Source organism: Paraburkholderia sp. SIMBA_053, from assembly GCF_046534895.1.
Taxonomy (GTDB): Bacteria; Pseudomonadota; Gammaproteobacteria; order Burkholderiales; family Burkholderiaceae; genus Paraburkholderia; species Paraburkholderia caledonica.
On record NZ_JAWRXU010000006.1, the window covers coordinates 259038 to 272121 of the forward strand.

13 protein-coding genes are annotated in these 13084 nt (G+C 62.1%); 11 read left to right on the forward strand and 2 right to left on the reverse strand.

The features are described from left to right. The first annotated feature begins 11 nt into the window (after positions 1–11). A complete protein-coding gene (locus SB753_RS20640; protein WP_027776789.1) occupies positions 12–218 on the forward strand; it encodes a DUF3185 family protein in 207 nt (68 codons plus the stop codon). Between the two features lie 70 nt (positions 219–288). Here the strand turns inward: SB753_RS20640 and SB753_RS20645 are convergent, their stop codons facing one another. Beyond that, positions 289–1050: a phytanoyl-CoA dioxygenase family protein gene (locus SB753_RS20645; RefSeq protein WP_408197910.1), complete on the reverse strand. Its 762-nt coding sequence runs from the start codon at positions 1048–1050 to the stop codon at positions 289–291. 480 nt (positions 1051–1530) lie between these two features. Here SB753_RS20645 and SB753_RS20650 point away from each other — a divergent pair, with 480 nt between their 5' ends. Beyond that, on the forward strand, positions 1531–1902 hold the full coding sequence (locus tag SB753_RS20650; RefSeq protein WP_027804499.1) for a hypothetical protein: 372 nt from the start codon (positions 1531–1533) through the stop codon (positions 1900–1902). 202 nt (positions 1903–2104) lie between these two features. Here the strand turns inward: SB753_RS20650 and metK are convergent, their stop codons facing one another. Next, entirely contained in the window at positions 2105–3295 is a 1191-nt protein-coding gene (metK, locus tag SB753_RS20655; RefSeq protein WP_020067236.1) for a methionine adenosyltransferase, read from the reverse strand. A gap of 273 nt (positions 3296–3568) precedes the next feature. Here metK and SB753_RS20660 point away from each other — a divergent pair, with 273 nt between their 5' ends. From SB753_RS20660 to hslU, 9 genes are all read left to right on the forward strand, one after another. Continuing rightward, the gene (locus SB753_RS20660) at positions 3569–4453 is read left to right on the forward strand and encodes a lipid A biosynthesis lauroyl acyltransferase (RefSeq protein ID WP_020067237.1); all 885 of its coding nucleotides are present in this window, start codon (positions 3569–3571) and stop codon (positions 4451–4453) included. 104 nt (positions 4454–4557) lie between these two features. Continuing rightward, positions 4558–5421 (forward strand): diaminopimelate epimerase, encoded by an 864-nt coding sequence (gene dapF, locus SB753_RS20665; protein WP_410801571.1) that lies wholly within the window; start codon positions 4558–4560, stop codon positions 5419–5421. A 94-nt stretch (positions 5422–5515) separates the two neighbouring features. Further along, positions 5516–6253 carry a DUF484 family protein gene (locus tag SB753_RS20670; protein WP_131315922.1) on the forward strand — a complete coding sequence of 246 codons (738 nt, stop codon included), beginning with the start codon at positions 5516–5518 and terminating at the stop codon, positions 6251–6253. A gap of 43 nt (positions 6254–6296) precedes the next feature. Further along, positions 6297–7220 carry a tyrosine recombinase XerC gene (gene xerC / locus SB753_RS20675; RefSeq protein WP_410801573.1) on the forward strand — a complete coding sequence of 308 codons (924 nt, stop codon included), beginning with the start codon at positions 6297–6299 and terminating at the stop codon, positions 7218–7220. A 92-nt stretch (positions 7221–7312) separates the two neighbouring features. Beyond that, positions 7313–8515, forward strand: a complete 1203-nt coding sequence (locus tag SB753_RS20680; RefSeq protein ID WP_087752297.1) for a class I SAM-dependent rRNA methyltransferase — start codon at positions 7313–7315, stop codon at positions 8513–8515. A 179-nt stretch (positions 8516–8694) separates the two neighbouring features. Further along, the gene (locus tag SB753_RS20685; protein ID WP_410801575.1) at positions 8695–9792 is read left to right on the forward strand and encodes a CobW family GTP-binding protein; all 1098 of its coding nucleotides are present in this window, start codon (positions 8695–8697) and stop codon (positions 9790–9792) included. A gap of 595 nt (positions 9793–10387) precedes the next feature. After that, on the forward strand, positions 10388–10807 hold the full coding sequence (dksA, locus tag SB753_RS20690) for an RNA polymerase-binding protein DksA (protein WP_012431412.1): 420 nt from the start codon (positions 10388–10390) through the stop codon (positions 10805–10807). A 319-nt stretch (positions 10808–11126) separates the two neighbouring features. Further along, positions 11127–11663, forward strand: coding sequence for an ATP-dependent protease subunit HslV (gene hslV / locus SB753_RS20695; RefSeq protein ID WP_020067243.1), 537 nt, complete (start codon positions 11127–11129; stop codon positions 11661–11663). Between the two features lie 9 nt (positions 11664–11672). Further along, entirely contained in the window at positions 11673–13019 is a 1347-nt protein-coding gene (gene hslU / locus SB753_RS20700; protein ID WP_020067244.1) for an ATP-dependent protease ATPase subunit HslU, read from the forward strand. Positions 13020–13084: the final 65 nt, after the last annotated feature.

The following is a 13084-nucleotide window of genomic DNA, read 5'->3' on the forward strand; positions in this document are numbered from 1 at the left end:
TGGAGCGTTAAATGACGAAAGCGATTTCAATCGCGTTGATTGTCGGTGGCATTCTGTTGCTGTATTTCGGCGGGCAAGCGTTCAATTCGGTGAGCAGCGACGTGTCCCGCGTCTTTACAGGTTCACCGTCGAACAAGGCGATCATGCTGATCGTAGGCGGCGTGGTGGCGACGCTCGCGGGAATAACGGGCATCGCCTTGTCTGGCCGCAAGCGCTAGGCGCGAAGCGGCGCAGGCCTGGGTGGCGACAAAAAGACCGCAAAAAAGGCGCTGAAAAAGCGCCTAAAAGTCAGAACGCGATCTCAGGCTTCGCCGCTGACCGGGTGCCCGGCAACGGCACATTGCTCGCGCCGTGGTACGTGTACACGAGCGAGAACTTCACCTGATCGCTGATGTTCTTGCCCGCCGAATGCAGCGTATTGCAATGAAAGAACACCACGTCCCCGGCTTTCAGTTCCGGCGACACGGCGGTGCGAATCCACGCCTGGTTTTCCTCGAGATCGGAGCGGAAGAACTTCGCGTCGTCGAAGCGTTCACCCGTGAATGCAGCGGTGTGCGATCCAGGCACGAACCATAGCGCGCCGTTGTCGACGTTCTCATTGCCCAGCGCGAGCCATACCGAAACCAGGTCGTCGCGCTCGAACGACCAGTAGCGCACATCGCGATGCCAGCCGGTCAAACTGCCGTACGCCGGATGCTTCGTCATCATGCAATTGTGATGGGCGCGCGACAGGCGCGGCTCCTCACCGAAATACAATTCCATCCAGCCGCGAATTTCCGGCGCAGTCGCCCATTCGGCGAAACTGCGATCGCGGGCATACGCGTCGAGCAATCGCCGCACGGTCTTGCCGCCGGGCGCATGCCGGGAAGACGGCGCTCCGGGGTACTGCAAATCCGCTTCGAACTCGACCGGCGCCGCGGCTTCGTTCAACTGACGTTGCGCGACCCGCTTCATCTCCTCGCATCGCTCGACCGGCACGAGGCCAGGCACGACGACGAAGCCCTGCTCCCGCAATGCTTGAATCTGCTCTTTCTTCGAATGAAATGACATGGTGTTCCGTGACCGTCGACAAACCGATGTTCGATTGTAAAACGGGCGCGATCATATCGCCCGGTGTTTGACGTCGCACGTTGCGATGAACTTGATGCAACCCGGCCATTTGCGCACCGTTTGCACGCGGCTCGCGATGGCGCCGCACATTTCCCGGGCAGCGGCGCACGCTAATCGTCCGCGAAGGGTGGGAGCAATGTCCGTCTCAAAGCTTCATGCACCCTCGTGAAAACCCGTATCCGCAGGGTAAAAACCGACTTTCAGACGTCACGAATCACGTGTAGCCTGCTCGCATGTTGATCGCTATTCCCGCCTGTTTGCGCGCTGCACCGGCCATCAAGGCCCGCCCGGCTGTCCGCCGCGCAGTTTTCCATCGAATCCCGGGCTCCCGCGCAGTCGATCGCGATGCCGCCATTGGCATGCTTGGTGCTGCTATTGGCGCACATTTGACCGCGCGACACGTTGCCTACCTGTGAAGCCATGCATACTCTTCTGAGCACCCGTTTTACCCGAGCCGCACTCAAAGCGGCCCGCCCCGCGCGCCGCCACGTGGTGCGCGCTCTGCGTCACCACGCCACGCGCACGCGCGCTTTAGGCGAACAATGGCGCGATGCCCGAGCGGTCGACGGCATTCGCACCTGGTTCAATACGTTCTTCTCGGCGCTGCGCACACGCGGCGGTTCGCGCCGCTTCTCACTGCGCACTCTCCTGCGCAAACCGACACCGCTGCGTCTGAGCGCTACGCAGCGCGCGCCCGTCGCCGTGCCGGCGCAAAACGCGAGCCGCCGTCCCCGCCGGATGTCGACGAACGGCAGCACGGGCTGGTTTGCGTTCGCGTTTGCGAGTCGCTAAAGCGGCGCTGAACAGCATGCGTCGATAGCCCGCAATGCGGCGGCGTCGGACGGTTTAGAGCACACCAGCGCTCAAGCCACGCCCGATGCCGACGCATCGCCCTTTGTCCGCGCCGACCCGCCGAACAATCGACCGCCAATAAAAAACCCCGCGCGGCGCAAGCCGGCGGGGTTTTTTACACTAAAGACGCGTGCAGCTAGCGTTAATCGGCCAGCGCAGCGACCGGTTCGGTACCGGCAGCTTCCGCGAGTGCGAGAGCCTTGTCGGTGGCTTCCCACGTGAATTCCGGCTCTTCGCGGCCGAAGTGACCGTAAGCCGCGCTCTTCTCGTAGATCGGGCGCAGCAGGTCGAGCATCTGGATGATGCCCTTCGGACGCAGATCGAAATGCTCCTGCACGAGGCGCGTGATCGTCGAATCCGAAACGCGGCCCGTGCCGAACGTGTTGACCATGACCGAAGTCGGCTGCGCGACGCCAATGGCGTACGACACCTGAATCAGGCAGCGCGATGCGAGCCCGGCGGCCACGATGTTCTTCGCGACATAACGGCCCGCATAAGCAGCCGAACGGTCGACCTTCGACGGATCCTTGCCCGAGAACGCGCCGCCGCCGTGGGGCGCCGCGCCGCCGTACGTGTCGACGATGATCTTGCGTCCCGTCAAACCGCAGTCGCCTTGCGGACCGCCGATCACGAAACGGCCGGTCGGGTTCACGAGGAACTTGATGTCGCCCTTGATGAGCTCAGCCGGCAGCGTCGGCTTGATGACTTCTTCGATCACCGCTTCGCGCAGCGTATCGAGGTCGATGTCCGGCGAATGCTGCGTGGACAGCACCACGGTGTCGATAGAGTGCGGCTTGCCGTCGACATAGCGCACGGTGACTTGCGACTTCGCGTCCGGACGCAGCCAGGGCAGACGGCCGTCACGGCGCAGATTCGCCTGGCGCTCGACCAGACGATGCGACAGGTGGATCGGCAACGGCATCAATTCAGGCGTTTCTTCGCACGCGTAACCGAACATCAGGCCCTGGTCGCCCGCGCCCTGATCGAGGTTGTTGTCGTGTGCACGGTCCACGCCCTGCGCGATGTCCGGCGACTGCTTGTCGTACGCGACGAGCACCGCGCAACCGCGGTAGTCGATACCGTAGTCGGTGTTGTCGTAGCCGATGCGTTTGATCGTGTTGCGCGCGATCTGAATGTAGTCGACGTTGGCGGTCGTGGTGATTTCGCCCGCGAGCACCACGAGACCCGTGTTGCACAGCGTTTCCGCGGCAACGCGCGAGTATTTGTCCTGCGTCAGGATGGCGTCGAGAATCGCGTCGGAGATCTGGTCCGCGACTTTGTCGGGATGGCCTTCGGAAACGGATTCGGAGGTGAAGAAATAGTCGTTTGCCACGTTGCAGACTCCTGTTTTGTGGTTACGGTTGAGTTTCACGTAGCCAGCTTCGGGAGTCTGAAGCGGCGACGCTTTAGCGGATTACCTTACCGGCAGGCGCATATCACGTGGATCGCACCGCCCGGCTTCGCCCCGCAAGTTGTCTATTAACTCGGCGAAGCCCTTATTATAGCGACTTCCATTGATTGTCACAGAGTGCCCACGAGTGCGGTATTACGTCCACCTCTCCGCTTTCCTGAACCCCGTCCCGCAAAGCGCCTCCACGGAGGCCACATGCTGAGCCGCCTCGGAGCCCGGCTCGCGATCGGCCTGCTCAAACTTTTCGCGCTGCTGCCGTATGGTCTCATCGCCCGTCTCGGCGACGGACTCGGCTGGCTGCTGTATCAGATTCCCAGCCGGCGCAAGCGCATCGTCCATATCAACCTGAACCTGTGCTTCCCCCAATGGAGCGACGAGCGGCGTGAAGAAGTCGCGCAGAAGCATTTCCGTCACGCGATCCGCAGTTACCTCGAACGCAGCGTGCAGTGGTTCGGCTCCGCCAGGAAACTCGAAAAGCTCATTCAGCTCGACAGCGCGATCGATTTGACCGACCCGAATCTGCCGCCCACGCTTTTTCTCGGCTTTCACTTCGTCGGCATCGAGGCGGGCTCGATCTTTCTCAATTACTCGCTCAAGCGCCGTTGCGGCTCGCTTTATCAGCCGATGTCGAATCCGGAACTGGAAGAAGTCGCCAAGGCGGCCCGCGCGCGTTTCGGCGCGGACATGGCAAGCCGCGCCGACAGCGCGCGCATCGTGCTGCGCTGGTTGCGGGAACGCAAGCCGGTCATGCTCGGCGCCGACATGGACTACGGCGCGCGCAATTCGACGTTCGTGCCGTTTTTCGGCGTGCCGACCTGCACGCTTACCGCCGTCGGGCGTCTTTCGAAAGTCGGTCATGCGCAAGTGGTGCCTTTCATCGGCGAAGTGCTGCCTAACTACAAGGGATATCGCCTGAAGGTGTTCAAGCCGTGGGACAACTATCCGACCGGCGACGACGAAGCGGATGCGCGACGCATGAACGCTTTCCTCGAAGAACAGATTCCGTTGATGCCCGAGCAGTACTACTGGGTCCACAAGCGTTTCAAGACGCGGCCGCCCGGCGTGCCGAGCGTGTATTGAAGTGGGCTTCCCGGGTGGTGAAGCTGGAAGCAACGCGCCGTTCGGCTCACCGACCTGGCTCACCCGTTTGGCTCACTTCTGGGCGCGTCACTTACAATAGCGTGATGAAACTGAAATTCACCAAAATGCACGGCGCGGGCAACGACTTCGTCGTGCTCGACGGCTACACCCAACCGGTCAACCTGACGCCGGCGCAGGTGCGCGCGCTTGCGGACCGGCATTTTGGCGTGGGCGCCGACCAGCTTCTGCTGGTCGAAAAGCCGACGGTAGAAGGCGTCGATTTCAGGTATCGCATCTTCAATTGCGACGGCGGCGAAGTCGAACATTGCGGCAACGGCGCCCGTTGCTTCGTGAAGTTCGTCCGTGACAGCGGCCTCACCGATCAGCGCAGCGTGCGCGTGCAGGTGCAGAACGGCACGATCACGCTAACCATGCAGGAAAACGGCGAAGTGCTGGTCGATATGGGCACGCCGGTGTTCGACCCGGAACGCGTGCCTTTCGCTACCAAAGGTCTCGAAGGGCGCCAGGAAGGCGCGGACACGCTATGGCCGCTCGACGTCAACGGCACCACGCGCTGGATTTCGGTCGTGTCGATGGGCAATCCGCACGCGGTGCAAGTTGTCGACGACGTGGAGCAGTTCCCCGTGCTCGTCGAAGGTCCGGTGATTGAGCGGCACGCGCGCTTTCCGCAGCGGGTCAACGCGGGCTTCATGCAGATCGTCGGTCGCAGCGAAATCAAACTGCGCGTGTATGAGCGCGGTGCCGGTGAAACGCTGGCATGCGGCACGGGCGCCTGCGCGGCAGTCGCAGCCGGCATTCGCCGCGGACTGCTCGACGCACCGGTGCTCGTCCATACGCATGGCGGCAAGCTCACCATCTCATGGGACAGCAAGCAGCAAAACGAGCCTTTGCTGATGGCGGGCCCCGCCACAACCGTTTTTCAGGGCGAGATCGAACTGGCCGATTGAACGCCTCCAGTTCCATCGCGCATGACTGGTGCACAAACTCTTTTGACCGACGCGTCGCATGAAGGCGTCGTCCCGTAGTCCTACAGCCGAAACCATGAACGATCGCGAAGTCGCCGAATACCTGCTCGCCAACCCCGAATTCTTCGCCGAACACGCGGAAATCCTCGCGACCATTCGCCTCGCGAACCCGCACGGCAAAGCCGCGGTGTCGCTGCAGGAGCGGCAAATGGAAATGTTGCGCGACAAGAACAAACATCTCGAACGCCGGCTTGCCGAACTGCTGCGCTACGGCCACGAAAACGACAGCATCGCCTCGCGCTTCAACCGCTGGACGATCCGCGTCATGTCCGAGCGCGACTCGTACGCCCTGCCGCGCACGATCGCCAACGGCTTGCGCGACATCTTCGACGTGCCGCAGGCCGCGCTGCGCGTTTGGGACGTCGCCGAACCGTACGCCCAAGCGGACTTTGCGCGCCACGTTGGCGAGGAAGTACGCATTTTTGCAAACAGCCTGACCGCACCCTATTGCGGCGCGAACACGGGTTTCGAAGCGGCGCAATGGCTGGTGCCCGCGACCGGCGCACCGGGCGCACAGGCCGCGGCCGACGAAAACACGTCGGGCGGTGCCGCGCCCGAGTCCGCGCATGCGACGGAGTCCATTGCACTTCTCGCGCTGCGCGATCCGGAGGGCAAAGAAGAAGCGTCGGCATTCGGCCTGCTGGTAATGGGCTCGGCGGATGCGCGACGGTTCCACGAAGGCATGGCGACCGACTTCCTCACGCAGATCGGCGGGCTCGCGAGCGCGGCGCTCAGTCGTCTGCTGCCGCGCTGATTCAGCGAGCGCCACGCGTCAACCGCCGGTTAAAAAGCCAACCGTGACCGAAGCCGATCCCATCGCCGCCTATCTGTCGAATCTCGAACATGAGCGGCGGCTGTCGGCGCATACCTTGCGCGGTTACACGCACGAACTCGAAGAACTCCGGCTGCTGGCCAAGGGCCGGCCGCTCGAAAGCCTTACCGCCGTCGACATTCGCGGCGCCGTTTCACGCGCGCATGCCGGCGGACTGACGGCGCGCTCGATCAGTCACCGCCTGTCCGCATGGCGCGCGTTTTATCGCTGGCTCGCCGGCCGCGTCGATCTGCCTGCCAATCCGGTCGCCACCGTGCGCGCGCCGAAGCAGGCCAAGACGCTGCCCAAGGCACTGTCCGTCGACGACGCCACCCGCCTGATGGAAAGCCCGCCCGCCGCATCGGCAGAAGGTTTGCGCGATCACGCCATGCTCGAGTTGTTCTACTCGTCGGGGCTGCGTCTCGCCGAACTTGTCGGTCTGGACGCACGTTTCGCCGACGCCGACGGTTATCGCTCGGCCGGCTGGCTCAAGCTCGATTCCGCCGAAGTCGAAGTGCTCGGCAAGGGCAACCGGCGCCGCATCGTGCCGGTCGGCAGCAAGGCGCTCGACGCGCTCAACGCGTGGCTGGCAGTGCGCGACCAGATGATCAAGCACGACCCGCATCCGCTTTTTCTGTCGGCGCGCGGCAACCGGCTGTCACCAAACGTGGTGCGCGAGCGCGTAAAGCGCGCGGCCCTCGTGGCCGGCATTCCCGCCAATGTGCATCCGCACGTGCTGCGGCATTCGTTTGCCACGCACGTGCTGCAGTCGAGCGGCGACCTGCGCGCCGTGCAGGAATTGCTCGGGCACGCGAGCATTACAGCGACGCAGGTCTACACCGCGCTCGATTTCCAGCATCTCGCGCACGTCTACGATCAGGCGCATCCGCGCGCCAAAAAACGCGACTGACGCCGCTTTGCGGCTTTTCGGTCTCCGCCTTCGCTTTATCCGTCGCGCGTGCGCAGCAAGCCGCGCGGCCCTTTGCTCTCGCTGACATCCTGATGAATATCGTTACGCTTAAACCGTCGAAAGATAAATCGCTGCTGCGCCGCCATCCGTGGGTCTACGCGAACGCGATCGACCGGATCGACGGCAATCCCGCGCCCGGCGCGACCGTGCTGGTGCGCGCGCACGACGGCCGGTTTCTCGCGCGCGCCGCGTACAGCCCGCACTCGCAGATCCGCGCCCGCGTGTGGAGCTTCGACGAAAGCGAGCCGATCGATCATGCGTTTTTCAAGCGCCGCGTGCAGCGCGCGCTGGCGCACCGCCGAACGATGGTTCACGACACCGGCGCAGTGCGGCTCATTTTCGGCGAAGCGGACGGCCTGCCGGGACTGATCGTCGATCACTACGTCGCCGAAGACGAAGGCCAGCGCAGCCAGCTCGTGTGCCAGTTCATGGCGGCGGGCGTGGAGGCGTGGAAGGAGGCGATCGTTGCGGCGCTGGTCGACGCGACCGGCTGTCCGAATGTGTACGAGCGTTCGGACGTGTCGATTCGTCAGAAGGAAGGGCTCGAACAGACCACCGGTGTGCTGGCGGGCGAGCCGCCCTCGGACACGCTGATCGCGAGCGAGAACGGCGTGCGCTATCACGTCGACGTGCGCAATGGCCATAAAACCGGCTTTTACGTCGATCAGCGCGACAACCGCCTCCTCGTGCAGCAGCTCGCGCAGGACCGCGACGTCTTGAACTGCTTTTGCTACACCGGCGGTTTTTCGCTGGCGGCGCTGAAAGGCGGCGCGAAGCGCGTAGTCTCTATCGATTCGTCCGGCGAAGCGTTGGCGCTCGCCCAGCAGAACGTGGCGGCAAACGGTTTCGACGCCGAACGCGCGACCTGGCTCGACGCCGACGCGTTCAAAACGCTGCGCCGCCTCTACGACGAAGGCGAACGCTTCGACCTGATCGTGCTCGATCCGCCGAAATTCGCGCCTTCGCGTGAACACGTGGACCGCGCGTCGCGCGCTTACAAGGACATCAACCTGACCGGCCTCAAACTGCTGCGCCCGGGCGGCCTGCTGTTCACCTACTCGTGCTCCGGCGCGATCGATTCCGAGTTGTTCCAGAAGATCGTGTCGAGCGCCGCCGCCGATGCGCGCGTCGACGCGCGCATCCTCAAGCGCCTCGGCGCCGGGGTGGATCATCCGTTGCTCACAGCATTCCCGGAAGGTGAATACCTGAAAGGCCTGCTGTTGCAAATCGCCTGATCGCCTATAGATTCAGGGTTATTTCGCGCTGGGGCGTGCGCGGCGAGGGCTTTCAATCCCGCCTGCCAGCGCCGGCTTGACAGATATGTTTCAATAACCGGCTAGACGGGCCGCGCGCCGCGAGGCTGCCGCGCCCGCCTATGCATACGCATCGTTTCACGACCATATAGGCGAACAACATGATCCCAGTCACTATCCTGACCGGCTTTCTCGGCAGCGGCAAAACCACCCTGCTCAAGCGCATCCTGAATGAAAAGCACGGCATGAAGATCGCCGTGATCGAGAACGAGTTCGGCGAAGAAAACATCGACAACGAAATTCTCGTGCAGGACACGAGCGAGCAGATCATCCAGATGAGCAACGGCTGCATCTGCTGCACGATCCGCGGCGACCTGTCTCGGGTGCTCAGCGACCTGGCCGCGCAAAAGCAGTCGGGTAAGCTGGATTTCGACCGCGTGGTCATCGAAACGACCGGCCTCGCAAATCCCGGCCCCGTTGCGCAGACTTTCTTCATGGACGATCAGATCGCCAGCGAATTCCTGCTCGACGCGATCATCACGCTGGTCGACGCCAAGCACGCGAACCATCAGCTGGACGAGCATGAAGTCGTGCAACGCCAGGTCGGTTTCGCCGACCGCCTGTTCATCACCAAGGCCGATCTCGTCGACGAGCAGCACCTGGCCGATCTGCGCCACCGTCTGCTGCACATGAATCCGAAGGCCGCGATCAAGGTCGTCAATTTCGGCGAAGCGGACATCAAGGAGATCTTCGACCTGCGCGGCTTCAACCTGAATTCGAAGCTCGAGATCGATCCGGACTTCCTCGTTGAAGACGAACACGCGCATAGCCATGCGCACGCGCACGACGAGCACGGCCATACGCACGCTCATGGCGACGATCATGCGAACTGCGATCACGACCATGGCCATTGCAATCACGAAGGCCATGATCACGCGCACCATCATCACGCGCATCACGACGACAAAATCAAGTCGTTCGTGTACCGCAACGACCGTCCGTTCGATCCGAACAAGCTGGAAGACTTCCTCGGCGGCATTCTGCAGATTTACGGCGAACGGCTGCTGCGCTACAAGGGCGTGCTGTACATGAAGGGCGTGGATCGCAAAGTCGTCTTCCAAGGCGTGCATCAGATGATGGGCAGCGATCTCGCGGCGAAATGGCAGCCGGTCGAGAAGAAGACCAACAAGATGGTGTTTATCGGTATCGAATTGCCGCAAGACCTGATTACAGACGGTTTGGACGCCTGTCTCGCCTGAACGACGTTGTCGGCATTCAGGCAATAGTCAGCAGAAAAAGCATGCTGCGGCGGCGCAATTGCCGCCGTGAAATGTGCGCTGGCGCACACGTGTGAAAAGCGCGTGAAAACCCTGCTGTATTAATGCGTGCACGACCATCGCTTTTTGACCGTTCGCGCGTTATATTTTCGGGATACCGGTGCGCCGCAGAGGGATTTCCACCAGTTGCGGTGCCGGATTGTGATTCAGTTACAATACGTGCCCACTGGAGAATGAGAACGATTTGCCCGGTCAGTGCGCGGTCAGTGAATAGTGCGCGCCGGGCCTGAAGCGGCGCCGGAAAATCTAATCCGGGGAACACGCCGACAGTGCCCGCCGCCAGCCTGACAAGGTTGGTGCCCGGGAGCAATACCTCAGGAGCATTTGAGAATCGGTTTCCAGAGGAGTTCGGCCCCGCATTGGCGTTACGACGCCCGAGTTGGGCGAGAGACGCTCCGGCGTCACGACAGCCCATCGTCCGTGTCCGCCCTGCGCTCCGCGTCCCAGGCGCCTTGCGGGCAATACGAAAGTGCGGGCACTATGCAGAGTTTTGCCTCACATTGAAGAAGTAAGCCAGATGACGACGAAACGACTCTTGACCGAAGCCGAAATCCTGAAGATGAGCGACAAGGATTACATGAATGAGGATCAGCTCGCTTTCTTCAAGAACAAGCTCGAACAGCTGCAGGCGGACATTCTCCGCAATGCCGGCCAGACGACCGAGAACTTGCGCGAGACCGTGATCGTGCCGGACCCGGCCGACCGCGCAACGATCGAGGAAGAGCACGCTCTCGAACTGCGCACGCGCGACCGCGAGCGCAAGCTGCTGAAGAAGGTGCAGCAGTCGATCGCGCGCATCGACTCTGGCGACTACGGCTGGTGCGAAGAAACCGGTGAGCCGATCGGCATCCCGCGTCTGCTCGCGCGGCCCACGGCTACGCTGTCGCTCGAGGCGCAGGAGCGCCGCGAACTGCGCCAGAAGCTGTTCGGCGACTGAAAGCCGGCGGCGCGGCTTCGGCGCCGCGCCAACAAACGCTGCTTCGTCGAGAGGCGCACGGTGATCCGTGCGCCTTTTTTCTTTTGCGCGCGAATCTCGCACATCACGCGGGCACGTCATCCTGCGAACTCACGTTTTTTGTCTTATGCCGTTTGCCGGCTCTTGATATGACAGCGCAAGCCCTAAAATAAACCGGACATGCGCTGTACGAGCGCGCCGACCGCCAGCACTACAGGCGTCGCGCGCCGTCCGCTTCCAGGATTTATGCGGTGGCGCATCCCGCCGCCGCGTCCTACCCGCTTTGCAAAGAGGAACGCATATGGAGCAATTTCACGGCACGACGATCGTCTCCGTGCGCCGCGGCGACAAGGTCGCGCTCGGCGGCGACGGCCAGGTGACGCTTGGCAACATCGTCATGAAGGGCGGTGCGAAGAAGGTCCGGCGCATTTATAACGGCAAGGTGCTCGTCGGCTTCGCAGGCGGCACGGCCGACGCATTTTCGCTGCTCGACCGCTTCGAAGCGAAGCTCGAAAAGCATCAGGGCAACCTCACGCGAGCCGCAGTGGAGCTCGCAAAAGACTGGCGCACGGACCGCATGTTGCGTCGTCTCGAAGCCATGCTGATTACGGCGGACGCGACCACCACGCTCGTTATCACCGGTAACGGCGACGTGCTGGACCCCGAAGGCGGCATTTGCGCGATCGGTTCGGGCGGCGCATATGCGCAAGCCGCCGCCAAAGCCCTCGCCGACAACACCGAGTTGTCGCCTCGCGAGATCGTGGAAAAGTCGCTGGAGATAGCCGGCGACATGTGCATCTACACGAACCATAACCGCGTCATCGAGACGATCGAGTAAGGACCCACGATGAGCACCATGACCCCTGCCGAGATCGTCTCGGAACTCGACAAACATATCATCGGCCAAGGCCGCGCGAAAAAAGCGGTGGCCGTAGCGCTGCGCAACCGGTGGCGCCGTCAGCAGGTGGAAGACCCGCTGCGTCAGGAAATCACGCCGAAAAACATTCTGATGATCGGACCGACCGGCGTCGGCAAGACCGAGATTGCGCGGCGGCTGGCCAAGCTTGCGGATGCGCCGTTCATCAAGATCGAAGCCACCAAATTCACCGAAGTGGGCTACGTGGGCCGCGACGTCGACAGCATCGTGCGCGATCTGATCGAGATATCGGTCAAGCAGACTCGCGAATCGGAAATGCGCAAGGTGCGAACCAAGGCTGAAGACCAGGCCGAAGACCGCATTCTCGACATCCTTCTGCCGAGCGCGCGTCCGGTTGGCTTCGGCTCCAGTTCGAGCGCCACTGATACCGCCGACGAAGGCGGCACCACTCGTCAGACGTTCCGCAAGCGCCTGCGCGAAGGACTGCTCGACGACAAGGAGATTGAACTCGACGTCGAACAGCCGCAAGTCGGCATGGACATCATGGGGCCGCCGGGAATGGAAGACATGACCGAGCAGATCCGTTCGATGTTCGCCAACATCGGCGGCGGCAAAAAAACACGCCGCAAGATGAAGGTGAAGGAAGCGCTGAAGGTCCTCACCGACGAAGAAGCCGGCAAGATGCTGAACGACGAAGAGGTGAAAACCAAGGCGGTTCAGAACGTCGAGCAGAACGGCATCGTGTTTCTCGATGAAATCGACAAGATCGCGTCGCGCAATGAGGCAGGCGGCGGCGAAGTGTCCCGCCAAGGCGTGCAGCGCGATTTGCTGCCGCTCGTGGAAGGCACCACCATCAACACCAAGTACGGCATGGTGAAGACGGATCACATTCTGTTCATCGCGAGCGGCGCGTTCCATCTGGCGAAGCCGAGCGATCTGATTCCCGAACTGCAAGGGCGCTTTCCGATTCGCGTGGAACTGGATTCGTTGTCCGTGAAGGACTTCGAGTCGATCCTGGTGTCGACGGACGCGAGCCTCGTCAAGCAATACCAGGCACTGCTCGCCACAGAAGACGTGCACCTCGAATTCGCCGACGACGGCATTCGCCGCCTCGCCGAGATCGCTTATTCGGTGAACGAAAAGACCGAGAATATCGGCGCGCGCCGTCTATATACGGTTATCGAAAAGCTGCTCGAAGAAGTGTCGTTCTCCGCCGGCAATCACTCCGGCCACACGGTGCAAATCGACGCAGCATATGTGGATCGCGCGCTGAACGAAGTTGCCGAAGACGAAGACCTGTCGCGTTATGTGCTGTGACGTAGTGACCTAGTCACATCAAGCTTTGAACGGACGCAAAAAACGGGCTGCCTGTAAAAAGGCAG